11 protein-coding genes and 3 pseudogenes are annotated in these 16,672 nt (G+C 65.6%); 8 read left to right on the top strand and 6 right to left on the bottom strand.

The window, feature by feature from the left end; all coding sequences use genetic code 11:
- Positions 1–709, bottom strand: a 709-nt coding sequence (locus tag ACLP9N_RS32670; RefSeq protein ID WP_442411266.1) for an SDR family oxidoreductase, incomplete at its 3' end; no start/stop codon positions are given.
- Between the two features lie 136 nt (positions 710–845).
- On the opposite strand from ACLP9N_RS32670, the gene sigI reads away from it, so the two are divergent.
- The 3 genes and pseudogenes from sigI to ACLP9N_RS32655 all read left to right on the top strand — a co-directional run bounded on the left by sigI (position 846) and on the right by ACLP9N_RS32655 (position 2,176).
- Positions 846–1,739, top strand: coding sequence for an RNA polymerase sigma factor SigI (gene sigI / locus ACLP9N_RS32665; protein ID WP_442411265.1), 894 nt, complete (start codon positions 846–848; stop codon positions 1,737–1,739).
- A gap of 112 nt (positions 1,740–1,851) precedes the next feature.
- A pseudogene (locus ACLP9N_RS32660) lies at positions 1,852–2,019 on the top strand (SRPBCC family protein); the annotation flags it as partial.
- Positions 2,020–2,038: 19 nt separating this feature from the next.
- The gene (locus ACLP9N_RS32655) at positions 2,039–2,176 is read left to right on the top strand and encodes a hypothetical protein (RefSeq protein WP_442411270.1); all 138 of its coding nucleotides are present in this window, start codon (positions 2,039–2,041) and stop codon (positions 2,174–2,176) included.
- A 24-nt stretch (positions 2,177–2,200) separates the two neighbouring features.
- On the opposite strand, the gene ACLP9N_RS32650 is transcribed toward ACLP9N_RS32655, so the two are convergent.
- On the bottom strand, positions 2,201–3,454 hold the full coding sequence (locus ACLP9N_RS32650; RefSeq protein WP_442411264.1) for a MinD/ParA family ATP-binding protein: 1,254 nt from the start codon (positions 3,452–3,454) through the stop codon (positions 2,201–2,203).
- Between the two features lie 584 nt (positions 3,455–4,038).
- On the opposite strand from ACLP9N_RS32650, the pseudogene gltB reads away from it, so the two are divergent.
- Positions 4,039–8,622, top strand: a pseudogene (gltB, locus tag ACLP9N_RS32645) (glutamate synthase large subunit).
- Complete coding sequence (locus ACLP9N_RS32640; RefSeq protein WP_442411263.1) at positions 8,615–10,081, top strand: glutamate synthase subunit beta; 1,467 nt, start codon at positions 8,615–8,617, stop codon at positions 10,079–10,081. The pseudogene gltB and the gene ACLP9N_RS32640 overlap by 8 nt, the downstream one beginning before the upstream one ends.
- A 365-nt stretch (positions 10,082–10,446) precedes the next feature.
- Here ACLP9N_RS32640 and ACLP9N_RS32635 read toward each other — a convergent pair whose 3' ends face one another.
- Positions 10,447–11,295, bottom strand: coding sequence for an LLM class F420-dependent oxidoreductase (locus tag ACLP9N_RS32635; RefSeq protein WP_442411262.1), 849 nt, complete (start codon positions 11,293–11,295; stop codon positions 10,447–10,449).
- A 51-nt stretch (positions 11,296–11,346) separates the two neighbouring features.
- Between ACLP9N_RS32635 and ACLP9N_RS32630 the strand changes: the two genes are divergently transcribed.
- From ACLP9N_RS32630 to ACLP9N_RS32620, 3 genes are all read left to right on the top strand, one after another.
- Positions 11,347–11,784 carry a hypothetical protein gene (locus ACLP9N_RS32630; protein ID WP_442411261.1) on the top strand — a complete coding sequence of 146 codons (438 nt, stop codon included), beginning with the start codon at positions 11,347–11,349 and terminating at the stop codon, positions 11,782–11,784.
- On the top strand, positions 11,772–12,776 hold the full coding sequence (locus tag ACLP9N_RS32625; protein ID WP_442411260.1) for a PHP domain-containing protein: 1,005 nt from the start codon (positions 11,772–11,774) through the stop codon (positions 12,774–12,776). Before ACLP9N_RS32630 ends, ACLP9N_RS32625 begins: the two co-directional genes overlap by 13 nt.
- Before the next feature lie 99 nt (positions 12,777–12,875).
- Positions 12,876–13,658, top strand: coding sequence for an alpha/beta hydrolase (locus tag ACLP9N_RS32620; protein WP_442411268.1), 783 nt, complete (start codon positions 12,876–12,878; stop codon positions 13,656–13,658).
- Between the two features lie 26 nt (positions 13,659–13,684).
- Here ACLP9N_RS32620 and dinB read toward each other — a convergent pair whose 3' ends face one another.
- From dinB to ACLP9N_RS32605, 3 genes and pseudogenes are all read right to left on the bottom strand, one after another.
- Positions 13,685–14,884: a DNA polymerase IV gene (dinB, locus tag ACLP9N_RS32615; protein ID WP_442411259.1), complete on the bottom strand. Its 1,200-nt coding sequence runs from the start codon at positions 14,882–14,884 to the stop codon at positions 13,685–13,687.
- A gap of 26 nt (positions 14,885–14,910) precedes the next feature.
- Positions 14,911–15,734, bottom strand: a pseudogene (locus ACLP9N_RS32610) (amidohydrolase family protein).
- A 213-nt stretch (positions 15,735–15,947) separates the two neighbouring features.
- Complete coding sequence (locus tag ACLP9N_RS32605; protein ID WP_442411258.1) at positions 15,948–16,601, bottom strand: TetR/AcrR family transcriptional regulator; 654 nt, start codon at positions 16,599–16,601, stop codon at positions 15,948–15,950.
- Between the last annotated feature and the right edge of the window lie 71 nt (positions 16,602–16,672).

Below are 16,672 nucleotides of genomic sequence, written 5' to 3'. Positions count from 1 at the left end.
AGAGCAGATCGGGATCACCACGACGAACCCGACCAGTCTCCGCCCCAGCCAGCACAGCCGGCAACAGCAACCAGCGCCCAATCTTCGCGCACCATGGTGCGCCTCGACGACGGCGCCGCGTTGCTGAGTTGGTGAACGCCTGCGGACCGGTCAGCGGGATCTGTTGGCCGACAAGCTCATCGGTGAGCAGCGCGCGGGCCGCGACCGCCGAGATGTCGCTTTCGACAATCGGCGCGCTGGATGCCTCGGCGTAGGGGCCGGCCACCACATCGCCGGCCCGGATCTGGGCGGACCACATGCCCGCGAAGTTGGTCGCAAAAACGCTGGGCCGCAGGCTAACCCAGGCCAGGCCGGAATCGATGGCGAGGCTTTCGACTTCCTTATTGCGGTCACCGCGAAAACGTGACGGCTGGCGGGAGAAGTTGTCGTCGGCGTTGATGGCCGAAAGCGCGACCAGATTGGCGACCCCGGCACCGACGGACTGGGCTACCACGTCGGCGAGGTCCTCGCCGAGTGCCCGGGAATTGAGGAACACCGCCGACGCTCCCGACAGCGCGTCGCCCGCCGAGCCGATGACTTCGACCCCGTCGGGAAACCGGGCGGTCTTCGGCGTGCGGGTGACGGCCCGCACCCGGGCGCCTGCGGCGGCGAGTTCGGCGACGAGGGGGCGGCCGACATTGCCGGTCGCTCCGGTGATCACGATCGTCATGCTGCGACTCCTTGGTGTGTTGCGCTTTCGGCGATTTCAGGGGCCTCTTGACTCCTTGGAAAAGGGACGGGCCGAAAGGTGGGAAAGTTACAGTCGACACAAGTAACTTTCTGCGGCACCGGATCGTCGAAGATTTATGGAGCAATCGCTGTCATCGACTGACCAGATAGCAGACGCATGGCGTCGCCACCGCCCGTATCTGGTCAACCTCGGCTACCAAATCATCGGAGATGTCGGGGACGCCGAAGACGTTGCGCAAGAGGCATTTCTGCGGCTGTCGCGCATGGATCCGAACGAGATCGAGGATGTCCGTGGCTGGCTCACGGTGGTCGCCAGCCGGCTTTGTCTGGATCTGGTGCGTTCGGCGCGAGCGCGCTACGAACATCCGAGTGACACCGGCCAGGAGGTCCAACCGGGCCGGAGGGCCATGGTTGACGAATCGCTGCGCACTGACCCGGCCGACCGGGTCACCCTCGACGATGAGGTCCGCGCCGCGTTACTGGAAGTCTTGCGCAGGCTCAGTCCCGGTGAGCGTGTGGCCTTCGTGTTGCACGACGTGTTCGGGGTCCCCTTCGACACCATCGCCGACACGGTGGGCCGTCCCGTCGGCACCTGCCGCCAGCTGGCGCGCCGCGCGCGGGCCAAATTCACTGGGGCGCAACCGAAGTTGAGCGAGGTGGCCCCGGCCGAGCACCAGCTCGTCACCGAGAAGTTCATCACCGCGTGTGCCAACGGTGACATCGCTGCGTTGACCGCCGTCCTGGATCCGACGGTCTGGGGAGTGGGCACCGTCCTCGCGGACCCGGCGCCGCCACCGCAGGTCAATCACGGGCCGCATGATGTGGCCACCAACCTGCTGCGCTATCTGGGGCCCGGGGCGACGCTTGTCACCGGTCCGGCCGGGCAGCCGACGGTGCTGGCCTTCGCTGGCCGGCGGCTCTTCGCTGCCATCGTGCTGACCATCCGCGGACCCCTCATCACCAAGATCGAGGCGGTGGCCGACCCTTCTGCGCGGGGCGTCGTGCGATGATGCCTGCTGAAGTGACGCATGCGCTACGTACGTGAGGAAATCGTGCACGCCCCCGGTGCACGGGTGTGGCAGTTGCTGCGACGTAGAGAAGTGGCCGGGCTGGACCGAGTCGATGCAAGAGATCAAGGGCCTGGCGGACGGTCCGTCGACGGTGGGCAGCCGATCTCGGGTGACAAAGCCGAAGCGTCGGCCGCTGGTCTGGACGGTCACCGAACTCGAACCCATGCGCATGTTTACCTGGGTGGCCAGGCAGCCGGGCCTCTCCTTCGAGGCGGTGCATCGCATCGAAGAAGCGGGGGATGGGGGTGCGAACGACGCTCGAGTTCATCGTGACCGGCCCCTTGGCGTGGCTGGCCAACCCGCTTGTCGGGTCGCGGATCCGCTCATCCCTCGAAATGGAGAGCACGGGACTGCAGCGGGCCGCCGAAACGGGCTGACCGAGCGCGCTCGGAAGTTTGGGGTCACCGGGCTGCGGGCGGGCGGTTGCGCATGTCAGCGGGCCGCGACGCGAAATAGCCCGCGACCGTGGCCGCGATCTGCAGAAATCTGAGCCGGGTGGCCGGGGCCATTTCAGTGCTCACGTCGATGACCCCCCCGGGCCGCAGATGCGGATCGAAGGGCACCTCGACCACCGGTTGTCCGTGGTTAATGAACTCGCGCGCCAACAACGACCGGGTGCGTTTGTCGGCATGTCCATCAGAGTCGTTGAGCACCACGATGGTGCGTTGCAGCAATCCCCTCAGGTTGTGATCCGACAGCCAATCCATGGTCTTGGCGGCCGCGGAGGCCCCATCGGCCCACGGCGAGGACACCACGATCAGGGCATCCAGATCCCGCAGGACTTCCTGGGTTACCGGTGCGTCCATCGTCGACCCGCAATCGATGACCGAGATCGCGAAATGGCGATCCAGCCGCAATGCGGCTTCCCGGTAGATAGCAGGATCGAGCACCCGGCGTGGACCGGCCGCCGGCTCACCGCCGAGCACGTGCAACCCGGCGGTGTTCCGGCCGACACGGGCCATCACATCGGCGTAGGAATGCAAGTTCTTGTCAGCGGTCAATTCCCAGAACGAATTGGTCGACTCGGGATCGATTCTGCTGGCCAGGCGCCCGAAGGCGGTGTCGGCATCGACGGCCACGACGCGATCCTGCCTGCGCAGTTCGGCGAATATCGATCCGACGCTGGCGGCGACCGACGTCTTCCCGACGCCACCCTTGCCCAGCACGCCGACCTTGTGGTTGCCGTGCAGGACCGTCCGGATGGCCGCTTCGAACTGGACCTCCTCACGTTGCGCGGCCGAAGGACCCGGCCTGACAAGGCCAAAGGTGATCAATTCGACGAGGCGCCGCCAGCCGCGGTCGGCGCGCAGCGACGGACGGGTGCGTACCGGCGGCGCGAAGGCGATGTCGGACCACGCACCCGGTGGGGATGAGAACCCGGGAGCGGGGTGGGCAGCGGGAGCTTGCGGCCGCATGTGCGTCGGAGGATAGGCCTGCTGGTGCGAAGGAGCTGCCGGCTGGCCTGGTGGCTGGCTCATCGGGGGAGCGAGGGGAGGTGCCGGCCCGCTCTGCGGGGCGGGCCCGGGAAAAACCGGGGGGAAGGCCGCAGGCGGCGTCTGCGGCCCGTTGGGCTGAGGACCGGGCGGGCGTGCAGCCGGGGCGCCGGGCTGGATGGGCCGCAGACGGTCACGCAGGAATTCGTCGCGCTCGTTCATGGGCTCCTCGGGTGCAAGGCGATCAACCTCGGTCCAGTATCGGTTACCGGCTGCGTTGCCACCGGGGTTGCCTGCTCGTCCGCCCTTTAGACTCCCATCAGGATTGCGCAAACTCGGTGGGGCTCAGCTGGTACCGCGTCACGGCGCCTTTGGGCACGCCTGCGATTCGGGCGGCTGCGCGCGGTTGCGTTCGGTCGAGCTGCTGGCAAACTCGTTTAAGGGCCTGATGTGGCCGGCGTCCGGCACGATCCACGACGTCGTTCGCAGATTGCCGACGGTTGAGCCGCCTGCCGCGAGGCTGTCGATCAGCCGTTACAGCGAATTTACGGTGACGCCAGCCGGCAGGTTAGTATTAGGGAAGTTGGCATGTCAGGCGGGTTTTGTCATATCGTTTTACGACTTGTCGAGACTGGTTACGAGCCCACCGTTCAGCGCTGCACGGACGAATACTTGATCGAATCATCTCCGCCTGGCGGACAGCCTATCGACAAGACCGAAGGGGCCTAGCCCGCAACCTCGGGGTGCGGAACCGTCGGTGCCACTAAAAAGGCCGCGCAGAAGTTCTGGTGAAGGGTTAGGTGGGAATGACGCCCAAGCGTGTCGGGCTGTACAACCCCGCATTCGAGCACGATTCGTGCGGAGTGGCCATGGTCGTCGATATGCACGGCCGACGCACCCGAGACATTGTCGATAAGGCCATCACCGCGCTGCTCAACCTTGAACATCGCGGAGCCCAGGGAGCCGAGCCGCGCAGCGGTGACGGCGCCGGCATCCTCATTCAGGTCCCGGACGCGTTCCTGCGCGAGGTCGTCGACTTCGAGCTGCCCGCCCCGGGCAGCTACGCCACCGGCATCGCCTTCTTGCCGCAGTCGTCCAAGGACGCCGCCGCCGCCTGCGCCGCGGTGGAGAAGATCGCCGAAGCCGAGGGCCTGCAGGTGCTGGGCTGGCGAAACGTACCCGCCGACGACTCGTCGCTGGGCGCGTTGTCCCGCGACGCAATGCCCACCTTCCGGCAGGTGTTTTTGGCGGGGGCGTCGGACATGGCGCTGGAGCGCCGCTGCTACGTGGTCCGCAAGCGCGCCGAGCACGAACTGGGCACCAAAGGCCCGGGCCAGGACGGGCCGGGCCGCGAATCCGTTTTCTTCCCAAGCCTTTCCGCCCAGACGTTAGTCTACTAGGGCAAGCTGACCACCCCGCAGCTCAAGGCGTTTTACCTTGACCTGCAAGACGATCGGCTGACCAGCGCACTGGGTATCGTGCACTCCCGCTTTTCCACGAATACCTTCCCGTCGTGGCCGCTGGCGCATCCGTTCCGCCGCATCGCCCACAACGGCGAGATCAACACCGTCACCGGCAACGAGAACTGGATGCGGGCCCGCGAGGCTTTGATCAAGACCGACATCTTCGGCTCGGAAGACGATGTGGAGAAGTTGTTCCCGATCTGCACGCCGGGCGCCTCCGACACTGCGCGCTTCGACGAAGCGCTCGAATTGCTGCACCTCGGCGGGCGCAGCCTGCCGCACGCGGTGCTAATGATGATTCCCGAGGCGTGGGAACGCAACGAGAGTATGGACGCGCGCAGACGGGCCTTTTATGAGTATCACGCCTCTTTGATGGAGCCGTGGGACGGCCCGGCGTCGATGACGTTTACCGACGGCACCATCGTGGGCGCGGTGCTCGACCGCAATGGCCTTCGCCCGTCCCGGATTTGGGTCACCGAGGACGGCTTGGTGGTGATGGCTTCCGAGGCCGGCGTGCTGGACCTCGATCCATCGAAGGTGGTGCGCCGGATGCGGCTGCAGCCCGGCCGGATGTTCCTGGTGGACACGACGCAGGGCCGCATCGTCGCCGACGAGGAGATCAAGGCAGAGCTGGCCGCCCAGCACCCCTATCAGGAGTGGCTCGACAAGGGACTGGTTCCGCTGGAGAAGTTGCCGGCGGGCAAGTACGCGCGGATGCCTCACAGTCGAGTTATCTTGCGCCAGTTGGTCTTCGGTTACACATACGAGGAACTCGATCTCCTGGTTGCGCCGATGGTCCGCACCGGGGCCGAGCCGATCGGGTCGATGGGCACCGATACTCCGGTCGCGGTGCTCTCGCAGCGCCCCCGGATGCTCTACGACTACTTCCACCAGCTCTTCGCCCAGGTGACCAACCCACCGCTGGACGCCATCCGCGAGGAGGTGGTGACCAGCCTGCAGGGCACCACTGGTGGTGAGCGTGACTTGCTCAACCCGACCGAGGAGTCCTGTCACCAGATCTCGCTGCCACAGCCGATTCTGCGCAACTACGAGTTGGCCAAGCTGATCAACCTCAACCCTGACGATGAGGTCAACGGACGTCCGCATGGCATGCGGTCCAAGGTGATTCGCTGTCTTTACCCGGTCGCCGACGGCGGCGCCGGCCTGGCCGCGGCGTTGGAGGAGGTGCGCGCGCGGGCGTCGGCGGCGATCGCCGACGGCGCGCGGGTGATCATTTTGTCCGATCGCGAGTCCGACGAGGTGATGGCTCCGATTCCGTCGCTGCTGGCGGTGGCGGGGGTGCACCACCATCTGGTGCGCGATCGCACCCGCACCCACGTGGGTCTGGTTGTCGAAACCGGCGATGCCCGCGAGGTGCACCACATGGCCATGCTGGTCGGTTGCGGCGCGGCGGCGATCAACCCGTACCTGGCGTTCGAGTCGATCGAGGACATGCTCGACCGCGGTGTCATCGATGGGATTGACCGCAAAACGGCGTTGAACAACTACGTCAAGGCCGCCGGCAAAGGTGTGCTGAAAGTGATGTCCAAGATGGGCATTTCGACGGTGGCCTCCTACACCGGCGCGCAGCTGTTCCAGGCGGTCGGCATCTCCGAGGACGTGCTCGACGAATACTTCGCCGGGCTGAGCTGTCCGACAGGCGGGATCACCCTGGACGACATCGCCGCCGACGTCGCCGCCCGGCATCAGCTGGCGTATCTGGACCGGCCCGACGAACGCGCGCACCGCGAGCTCGAGGTGGGCGGGGATTACCAGTGGCGTCGTGAGGGGGAGTACCACCTGTTCAACCCGGAGACGGTCTTCCGGCTGCAGCACGCCACCCGCACCGGCCAGTACAAGATCTTCAAGGAGTACACCCGTCTGGTCGACGACCAGAGCGAACGAATGGCATCGCTGCGCGGGCTGCTGAAGTTCCGCGGCGACGTGCGGCCTCCGGTACCGCTGGACGAGGTCGAACCCGCCAGCGAGATCGTTAAACGGTTCTCGACCGGCGCGATGAGCTACGGCTCGATCTCCGCCGAGGCGCATGAGACGCTCGCCATCGCGATGAACCGGCTGGGCGGCCGGTCCAACAGCGGTGAGGGCGGCGAGGACGTCAAGCGATTTGACCACGATCCCAATGGCGATTGGCGCCGCAGCGCGATCAAGCAGGTCGCCTCCGCACGGTTCGGCGTCACCTCCCATTACCTGACCAACTGCACCGATATCCAGATCAAGATGGCCCAGGGTGCGAAACCCGGTGAAGGCGGCCAGCTTCCGGGGCACAAGGTCTACCCATGGGTGGCAGAGGTGCGGCATTCCACACCCGGTGTCGGCCTGATCTCACCGCCGCCGCACCATGACATCTATTCCATTGAGGACCTGGCGCAGCTGATCCACGACCTGAAGAACGCCAACCCGTCGGCGCGAGTGCACGTCAAGCTGGTCTCCGAGAACGGGGTAGGGACGGTTGCGGCTGGGGTTTCTAAAGCCCACGCCGACGTGGTGCTCATCTCGGGACACGACGGCGGCACCGGCGCAACGCCGCTGACATCGCAGAAGCACGCGGGTGCTCCGTGGGAGCTGGGGCTGGCCGAGACGCAGCAGACCTTGCTGCTCAACGGGTTACGCGACCGGATCGTGGTCCAGGTGGACGGCCAGCTCAAGACGGGCCGCGACGTGATGGTCGCCGCGCTGCTCGGCGCCGAGGAGTTCGGTTTCGCCACGGCCCCACTGGTGGTGGCCGGCTGCATCATGATGCGGGTATGCCACCTGGACACCTGCCCGGTCGGTGTGGCCACCCAGAACCCGGTGCTGCGTGAGCGGTTCACCGGCAAGCCCGAGTTCGTCGAGAACTTCTTCATGTTCATCGCCGAAGAGGTTCGGGAATACATGGCACAGCTGGGCTTCCGTACCTTCAACGAGGCGGTCGGCCAGGTGGGCGCCCTGGACACCACGCTGGCTCGCGCACATTGGAAGGCGCACCGGCTGGACCTGACACCGGTGCTGCACGAGCCGGAGTCGGCGTTCATGAACCAGGACCTGTATTGCAGCTCGCGCCAGGACCATGGTCTGGACAAGGCGCTCGACCAGCAGTTGATCGTGATGAGCAGGGAGGCACTGGATTCCGGGAAGCCGGTCCGGTTCTCCACCACCATCAGCAACGTCAACCGAACGGTGGGCACCATGCTCGGCCACGAGGTGACGAAAGCCTATGGCGGCCAGGGGTTGCCGGACGGAACCATCGACATCACGTTTGACGGATCCGCCGGTAACAGCTTCGGGGCTTTTGTGCCCAAGGGGATCACATTGCGGGTGTACGGCGACGCGAACGACTATGTCGGCAAGGGTCTATCCGGAGGCCGAATTATGGTGCGGCCGTCGGACAATGCGCCGCAGGATTACGTCGCCGAGGACAACATCATCGGTGGCAACGTGATTCTGTTCGGCGCCACCAGCGGCGAAGTCTTCCTGCGCGGTGTGGTGGGGGAGCGGTTCGCTGTGCGTAACTCCGGAGCACACGCCGTGGTCGAGGGTGTGGGTGATCACGGTTGCGAGTACATGACCGGTGGCAGGGTCGTCATCCTCGGCCGGACGGGCCGCAACTTCGCCGCAGGCATGTCCGGCGGTGTTGCCTATGTCTATGACCCCGACGGCGAACTCTCGAACAACCTGAACACCGAGATGGTGGACGTCGAGACCCTCGACGAGGATGACGCGGAGTACCTGCACAGCACGATCCAGGCGCACGTTGATGCGACAGATTCCGCTGTCGGGCAACGTATCCTGGCCGACTGGCGGGGCCAGCAACGGCACTTCGTCAAGGTGATGCCGCGGGACTACAGGAAAGTGTTGCAGGCGATCGCCGGGGCCGAACGCGACGGCACGGATGTCGACAAGGCGATCATGGCGGCAGCCCATGGCTGATCCGAGCGGCTTCCTGAAATACACACATCGGGAATTGCCGAAGCGCCGGCCTGTCCCGTTGCGGCTGCGCGACTGGCACGAGGTGTACGAGGAATTCGACAACGAGACCTTGCGCGAGCAGGCGACCCGCTGCATGGACTGCGGTATCCCGTTCTGTCACAACGGCTGTCCGCTGGGCAACCTGATTCCGGAATGGAACGACCTGGTGCGCAGGGGCCGTTGGCGCGACGCGATCGAACGGCTGCACGCCACCAACAACTTCCCCGACTTCACCGGCCGGCTGTGTCCGGCGCCGTGCGAGCCGGCGTGTGTGCTCGGGATCAACCAGGATCCGGTGACGATCAAGCAGATCGAGCTGGAGATCATCGACAAGGCCTTCGATGAAGGCTTTGTGGTGCCGCTGCCGCCGGACAAGCTGACCGGAAAGACTGTGGCTGTGGTGGGTTCGGGCCCTGCGGGTCTGGCCGCCGCCCAACAACTCACCCGCGCCGGTCACCGCGTGACGGTGTTCGAGCGCGATGACCGCATCGGTGGGCTGCTGCGCTACGGAATCCCGGAATTCAAGATGGAAAAGCGCGTGCTCGACCGGCGGCTCGAACAGATGCGCGCCGAGGGCACCGAGTTCCGGGCCGGCGTCAACGTCGGCGTCGACATCACCGCCGAACAGCTGCGCGCCGATTTCGATGCGGTGGTGCTGGCCGGTGGCGCGACCGCCGCGCGGGATCTGCCGGTTCCCGGCCGGGACCTGGACGGCATCCACCAGGCGATGGAGTTCCTGCCCTGGGCCAACCGGGTCCAGGAGGGAGACGACGTTCTCGGCGACGACGGGGAGCCACCAATCACCGCCAAGGGCAAGAAGGTCGTCATCATCGGCGGCGGCGACACCGGGGCCGACTGCCTGGGGACCGTGCACCGGCAAGGCGCCGCCAACATCCACCAGTTCGAGATCATGCCGCGACCGCCGGATGCCCGCGCCGAATCCACCCCGTGGCCGACCTACCCGCTGATGTACCGGGTGTCGGCGGCGCACGAAGAAGGTGGCGAGCGAGTGTTTTCGGTTAACACCGAGGAGTTCGTCGGCAAAGACGGGCGCGTGAGCGCGCTCAAGGTGCACGAAGTGACCATGCAGGACGGCAAATTCGTCAAGGTCGAGGGCTCCGACTTCGAGCTTGACGCCGATCTGGTGTTGCTGGCGATGGGATTCGTCGGCCCGGAGAAGCCGGGCCTGCTCACCGACCTCGGGGTGAAGCTCACCGACCGCGGAAACGTTGCTCGCGGCGCCGACTTCGACACCTCGGTGCCCGGCGTTTTCGTTGCCGGCGACATGGGCCGAGGCCAGTCATTGATCGTCTGGGCGATCGCCGAGGGGCGGGCAGCGGCGGCGGGCGTAGACCGCTATCTGATGGGCTCAACTGCGCTGCCGGCCCCTATCAAGCCGACGGCCGCGCCGCTGGTGTAGATTACATCAGTCACACTAGTAACTCCAGAAACATAAATATATTTTCCGGCGTTTCTGCCACGGTTTGCCAGAGGGTTGTTGTGTAATAGGCCGGTGTGGGCTTCATCACAGGGGGAGTCCCAGGAAACTGACCGACCGCAGGAGTGATCACTGTGCGTACACACCCAGGACCCCGATCACGAATGGCGCGAATCGCCTGGTTATGGTTTCGCCACCCATTGAAGAGCCACGAATTTCCCGCTAAACACGAGCGCCTGATAACCGCTCAAGAGCTGGTGCTGTTGGGGGTCTAGCGACCCATCCCGGCGTAGCCGGGGGCACGCCAGACGTTTGCTCAACTCTGTCCAGTCATCGACTAGGTAAGTCTAGGTAACAAGACCAGAGTCGCGGATCGCCTCCGCCAGCGGTTCCAGCACGGCCGGGTCGTGCGGCGGGGCGATATAGACGATGCCGAGGTCCAGACCCTCAGCTGCCAGCGCAGCCGCGTTCTCGATGACCTGCCCGTAGTTGCGGTCGGATTCCAGCCGGAGGTGGGCCGACAGGGTGATCTCTTTCGGGTCGCGCCCGATGTCGGCGCAATGGGAGGCCAGCACGTCTCGCTTGCGCGCGAACAGGTCGGGCGGCCCACCGACGAAGTTCCAATGCTGCGCGTAGCGCGCGGTGAGCCGTAGTGTGCGCTTCTCGCCGCTGCCACCGATGCAGATCGGCGGATGCGGGCACTGCGGGCCTTTGGGTTCGTTGCGGGCACCCTTGAGCTGGTAGTACTTTCCGTCGAAGTCGGTGGTCTCCTGGCTCAACAGGCTGGTGAGCACCTCACAGGCCTCCTCGAACCGGTCGAAGCGTTCCCTGATGGTGCCCAACTCGATGCCGTAGGCGCCCGACTCCTCCTCGTTCCAGCCGGCGCCGATCCCGAGCTCGAGGCGTCCGCCAGAGATGATGTCGAGCGCGGCGGCCATATTGGCGAGTACCGCCGGGTGACGGTAGTGAATGCCGGTGACCAGGGTGCCCAGGCGCAGCCTCGTGGTGGCCTGCGCCAGTGCGGTCAGCGTCGTCCAACCCTCCAGGCAGGGCCCGTCACCGTCGGAGAAGATCGGGTAGAAGTGGTCGAAAGTCCACCCGGACTCGTAGACATCGATGTCGTCGGCCGCCTTCCAGATGGCCAGCATGTCGGTCCAGGTGGTGTTCTGGGGTGAGGTTTTGAACGCGAATCGCATGACTCCGACGTTAGTCCCGCTTTCTGAAGGCCAACTAGACTCAGGCCAACGATGAGCTATGCCCTGGGAATCGATACCAAGATCACTCTGCTGGCGGCCGGACTGATCTTTCTGTTGGCGCTTGGCCTCGGCGTGTGGAAGTACAGGCAGATCGTGGTCACCGAAGATCACCGAGCTCATCCCTACGTCGATATCGCGCATCGGGCGGCGCTGCTGTACGCGTTCGCGACGGCGTTGATAGCGGTCTTCGTCGAACTCAGCGCCTGGCCGGCATGGGTGAATTTGACCGCGGCGATGGTCGCCGTGTTCTTCTTCCTCGCCGCCATCGGGACCTACATCCTGCACGGAGCGCGGCGCGATACCGAGAACCAATTCGAGCATCCGACACGGGGAACCGGACTGATGATGGCGTTGCTGATCCTGGGCGAAATGGGCGGTTTCGCAGTGATTTTCGCCGGCTTCATCGTTGGGCAGCTATGGACCCGGTAGCCGCGCTGCGCCAGATCGCTTACTACAAGGACCGCGACCGCCAAGATCCGCGGCGTGTGATGGCATACCGCAACGCCGCCGACATCCTCCAGAAACTCGACGACGCGGCGCGGGAACGACACGGCCAGGCCAACAGCTGGCAGTCGATTCCGGGCATCGGGCCCAAGACCGCGAAGGTCATCGCCCAGGCCTGGGCCGGCCGTGAACCCGACCAGTTGGCCGAATTACGCTCTGCTGCTGGGGATCTCGGCGGGGGAGAGGTACGGTCCACGCTCCGCGGCGATCTGCACCTGCACTCGAACTGGTCGGACGGGTCGGCACCGATCGAGGAGATGATGGCCACCGCGGCCGCGCTCGGCCATGAGTACTGCGCGCTGACCGATCACTCGCCGCGCCTGACTATCGCCAACGGGCTCTCGCCCGAACGGCTGCGCAAACAGCTCGACGTGATCGACGAGTTGCGCGAGAAGTTCGCGCCGATGCGCATTCTCACCGGGATCGAGGTGGACATCCTCGACGACGGCAGCCTGGACCAAGAGCCCGAACTGCTCGACCGCCTCGACATCGTGGTGGCCAGCGTGCACTCCAAGCTGTCGATGGACTCGGCCGCGATGACCCGGCGGATGGTGCGCGCGGTATCCAATGGCCATGCCGACGTGCTGGGCCACTGCACCGGCCGGCTGGTCGCGGGCAACCGTGGTATCCGGCCCGAATCGAAGTTCGACGCCGAGGAGGTGTTCGCCGCCTGTCGCGACCATGGCACCGCGGTGGAGATCAATTCGCGTCCGGAGCGCCGTGACCCACCGACCCGGTTGCTGAACCTCGCGCGCGACATCGGCTGCGTGTTCAGCATCGACACCGACGCGCACGCGCCCGGCCAGCTCGACTTCCTCGGCTACGGGGCTCAGCGAGCGCTGGACGCGGAAGTGCCCGTCGACCGCATCGTCAACACCTGGCCGGCCGAGCGGCTCCTGGAGTGGGCCGCCTCTTGAGGAGCCCTATGACTTTTCTAAGGGTCGCCGCGTAATCCCGGCGGATCTGTTAGCGGAACTTTTAGCGTTCGCGTCATGACACTGCCTGCCCGGAACGGCATGCTCGAGCTGATTGACAAAGGGTCCTTTTCTGACACCCATCCGATCCCGCTGCTTTTCGTTCACGGAGGATGGCACGCGGCGTGGTGTTGGGATGAAAACTTCCTGGACTTCTTCGCAGACGCGGGCTATCGCGCGGTCGCGCTGAGCCTGCGCGGACACGGTGGCAGCCCCACCACTAAGCCGCTCAGCAATTGTTCGATCGCCGATTATGTCGAAGATGTGCATTCGGTGGCAGACGGCCTGGCCACGTCGCCAGTGCTGATCGGTCACTCGATGGGCGGTTTCGTCGTCCAGAAGTGCCTCGATGACGGCAGCGCCCCGGCCGCAGTGCTGATGGCGTCCATGCCGTCGCGCGCGGCGCGAAGGGCAGGCGTGGCAGCCCGCATCATGCGCCGACATCCGTTGGTAGCCGTTCGCGCCAACACGGTCGGCAGCACAGCCGACCTGGTGAACACCCCACGCCTAGCGCGAGACCACTTTTTCTCCACGCACACGCCCGAATCCGTTGTCGAGTCGTGTGCCGCACGCCTACAACCAGAAGGCTGGGGCGCACCCGGGCTCTTCGTGCGTCTCAAACCCGCACGGGTAACGACCCCGCTCCTGGTTCTCGGGGCCGAAAACGACAAGGCTGTCGTCAAAGGTGACGTACGTGCGACCGCACGCGCATACAGAGTCCAAGCGGAGTTTTTTCCCGGCATGGGACACAACATGATGCTCGAACCCGGTTGGCCTGATGTCGCCGAACGCATCCACTGCTGGCTGACCAGCCAGGGACTCTGAGGTTCGCTCGGCGCGGCGGCGTCGCGTCAGTCCGGTAGGTGCGGCACCTCGATACCCGCGTCGCGGCCGACCAACACTGCGCGGGTGAGCGCGGATTTGCCGTAGCGACGGCGCACCGCATCGACTGCCGCGTCTATCGCGCGCGGCTCCCCGGTGAATGGCAGCATCAGTTGCTCGGCACCGGTGCGGTCGATACCGGACACAGCGAACCCGACCAACGTCAATCCCCGCTGCGCGATCATCGGCGTGGCCGATGCCACCAGTTCCCGGGCGGCGGCGAGGATGGGTTGCGTCGAAGACGTCGCCCACGGCAAGGTGTGCGACCGGGTGGCCCGGCTGAAGTCGTCAAAGCGCAAGCGCAGCAACACCGTTCGGCCAGTGCGGCCCGCGGCACGCATCCGGCCGGTGATTCTGTCGATGAGGTTGACCACCACCGCGTCGATTTCGGCGGGCGACATCGCGCTGCCGGCCCGGCCCAGCGCTCGTTGGGCGCCGACCGAGCGGCGATGAACCCCGGTGGTCACCCGGCGGCGGTCGAGATTGCGGGACAACGCATACAACTGGCACCCCATTGCGGAGCCCACTAGCGAGGCCAGCGTGGACTCGCTGAGCTCGGCGACCTCGGCGACGGTGGTGATGCCGTAATTGCGCAACTTGTCGGCGGTCACGACACCGACGCCCCATAACCGGCGCACCGGCAGTTGGTGCAGGAACGCCAGCTCCTCATCGGGCGGCACCAGCAGTAGCCCGTCGGGCTTGGCTTCCTGGCTGGCGACCTTCGCCAGGAACTTGGTCCGGGCGATCCCGACCGTGATAGGCAGGCCGACTCGAGCGCGCACGTCCGTGCGCAGCCGCGCCCCGATCTGGATCGGGGTTCCGGACACCCGGCGCAATCCACCGACATCGAGAAACGCCTCGTCCACCGAGAGCGGCTCCACTAATGGGGTGCAATCGCGGAACACCTCGAACACGTCGTCGCTGGCGCGCGAATAGGCGCTCATTCGGGGCGGTACCACCACCGCGTGTGGGCACAGGCGCCGTGCTTGCGCCCCGCCCATCGCGGTGCGCACGCCGTAGGCCTTGGCCTCGTAGCTGGCCGCCAGTACGACCCCGCCGCCCACGATCACCGGGCGGCCACGCAACGCGGGGTCGTCACGCTGCTCGACGGACGCATAGAACGAATCCAGGTCCGCGTGCAGGATGGACGCATCACAGCGCACGAACATATGTTCGCATACGGCGCTGACAATTGTCAGATGCGTAACAGCGCTTCGACGTTAGTGTGCGCGATGGCGTGCATCTCCTGGTCGGAAAGGCCTGAATCCGTGAGGAATTCGGTGACGTTGTCTCGCTTCACGTACGGGAAGTCCTCGGAGTAGATGATCCGCTCGGCGCCCAGTTCGGCGACCACGTGGTCGAGCTGATGCTGGTTGAACATTCCCGACGGGGTCACCGAGATTTGCTGCCGGTAGTAGTCACTGATGTCGCGGGGAAGGCCGGTGCGCACCAGCGCGAAGGTCTCATCGAGTCGTTCGAGCCAGAACGCCATCACTTCACCCCAGTGCCCGCTGAGCAGCTTGAGGCCGGGATGCCGATCCAGCGCGCCGGACAGGATCAGCCGGATGATGTGGATGCCCGCCTCGGCGTGCCAGCCGAACGCGGGCCCGGAGAACATCACCCCGATGGCGGCGGACCAGTCACCGAAGTAATACGGCTGGGCGACCTGCGGGTGTGGCAATCCTGGATGTACGTAGATGGATAGGTCCACGGCCTCGGCGGCCGCAAGGATCGGATCGAACGGGCGTCGTCGAGGAAGAGCCCTTCGAATGTTCCCGCGATCAGTGCGCCGACGAAGCCGAGGTCGCCGACGCAGCGGCGCAGTTCCTCGGCCGCCGCGCCGGGGTCATAGAGCGGAAGCGTCGCGAACCCCCGGAACCGGTCGGGGTGCTCGGAGATCTGTTGTGCCAGATCGTTGTTCACCTGACGGCAAAGATCCACCGACTCCGGGGCGGCCAACGTACTGGGGCTGCCATTGCCGTGGGAGACGACTTGGACGTCGACACCCACGGCATCCATGTGTGCCAGCCGGTGCCCGCCCAGCCGGGTTGCCGCGTCGCGATCGTCGTTGAAGATCGAACCGAACTCGGCGAGCCCTTCCAGCGGCAGGCCGCTGGGTGGGCCGCCCAGCTGTAGCACTCGCCCGCTGACCTCTGGGTGCTCGAAGTGTTCCTCGACGGTGATGATGCGCATCCGGTTACCCCCATTGAGTGCGACCCCGACAAGCTTGGACTAACGTGCCTCGCCGTAGATGCTGGTGACCCAGATGTGGGTGAGGGTGTCGACGAGCCGATCCTCGTCAACCGCCGGCTGTTCCAGCGATAGCGTCGCCATCATTGTGCGCTCGTTCATCTGATTCAGCGACGTCGCAAGGTCTAAGGGCGGGATGGTCTCGGGCGCGGCGCCCCGTTCCCGTTCAGCGGTGATCATGACCGCGGTGTAGTCGGTCCACTTCTGCATGAAAGACGACCACACGGCCTGGAACTCTGGGCTTGTCGCCAGTGCCTCCCTGCCCGCCCGGGCCGCCGCCCGATGCGAGGCGAATGCGCTGAAGAACGCTTTGATCCCGTTTCGCCAAACCCGACGCGGATCTGTGGGCAGCCGCTGCACGGCGCCATTGAACTCGGCGTCGGCGCTTGCGATAACCGGCTCGAGCAGCGAGAGCAGCACGGCCTCCTTGGACTTGAAATAAAAGTAGAACGTCGGTCGGGACAGGCCTGCGCCCTTGGCCAGGTCATCGACGGAAATGTCGGCGAATGAACGCTCCTGCAGCAGCCGCTCGGCCGTCGCAAGGATCGCCTGCTCGCGCTCGTCGCCGGACGGGCGGGTGGAGCGCCGGCCCCGCGGGGCGCGCGTCGAACTGGCACCCAAACCAAGAGAAGTCACGGTTGGTACTTTACACACTGTTGAGAATTTCGACAGAGCGTTGACGTTCTCAACACTGTGTTGATAGCGTG

The sequence above is a fragment of the Mycobacterium sp. genome (assembly GCF_052144515.1).
In the GTDB taxonomy this organism is placed as follows: domain Bacteria; phylum Actinomycetota; class Actinomycetes; order Mycobacteriales; family Mycobacteriaceae; genus Mycobacterium.
The sequence above is the reverse complement of the archived record's forward strand: the minus strand, read 5'-3'. Positions and strand labels throughout refer to the sequence as shown.

Coding starts and splice junctions, on each gene's coding strand:
- sigI (WP_442411265.1), top strand. CDS start 846: ATGGAGCAATCGCTGTCATCGACTGACCAGATAGCAGACGCATGGCGT.
- ACLP9N_RS32655 (WP_442411270.1), top strand. CDS start 2,039: ATGGGGGTGCGAACGACGCTCGAGTTCATCGTGACCGGCCCCTTGGCG.
- ACLP9N_RS32650 (WP_442411264.1), bottom strand. CDS start 3,454: ATGAACGAGCGCGACGAATTCCTGCGTGACCGTCTGCGGCCCATCCAG.
- ACLP9N_RS32640 (WP_442411263.1), top strand. CDS start 8,615: ATGGCTGATCCGAGCGGCTTCCTGAAATACACACATCGGGAATTGCCG.
- ACLP9N_RS32635 (WP_442411262.1), bottom strand. CDS start 11,295: ATGCGATTCGCGTTCAAAACCTCACCCCAGAACACCACCTGGACCGAC.
- ACLP9N_RS32630 (WP_442411261.1), top strand. CDS start 11,347: ATGAGCTATGCCCTGGGAATCGATACCAAGATCACTCTGCTGGCGGCC.
- ACLP9N_RS32625 (WP_442411260.1), top strand. CDS start 11,772: ATGGACCCGGTAGCCGCGCTGCGCCAGATCGCTTACTACAAGGACCGC.
- ACLP9N_RS32620 (WP_442411268.1), top strand. CDS start 12,876: ATGCTCGAGCTGATTGACAAAGGGTCCTTTTCTGACACCCATCCGATC.
- dinB (WP_442411259.1), bottom strand. CDS start 14,884: ATGTTCGTGCGCTGTGATGCGTCCATCCTGCACGCGGACCTGGATTCG.